The organism is Aquabacterium sp. A08, assembly GCF_011742065.1.
On the sequence record NZ_JAAQQT010000270.1, the window covers coordinates 1 to 362 of the forward strand.

Consider the following 362-nt stretch of genomic DNA (forward strand, 5'->3'; position numbering starts at 1 on the left):
TCGGGCAGGTAGCCTTCGTCGCGGTATTGCGTCACGGGCTTGGCGCCGTTGCGCTTGCTCATCTTCTCGCCCTGCTCGTTGAGCACGGTGGGCAGATGGGCGTACACCGGCGGCTCTTTGCCCAAGGCGCGGAAGATGTTGATCTGGCGCGGGGTGTTGTTGACGTGGTCGTCGCCCCGGATGACGTGGGTGATGGCCATGTCGAGGTCGTCCACCACCACGCAGAAGTTGTAGGTGGGTGTGCCCACGGCCTCGCCTTCGGGCGCGGGCCGGGCGATCACCAGGTCGTCCAGCTCGGCGTTGGCAATTTCGATGCGGCCCTTGACCTTGTCGTCCCAGGCCACCACGCCGTCTTTCGGGTT

At 65.5% G+C, this 362-nt stretch carries 1 protein-coding gene; it reads right to left on the reverse strand.

Annotation, left to right across the window (positions count from 1 at the left end; genetic code table 11):
- A partial coding sequence (locus HA630_RS01530; protein ID WP_243855321.1) for a glutamate--tRNA ligase family protein occupies positions 1–362 on the reverse strand: 362 nt, incomplete at both ends.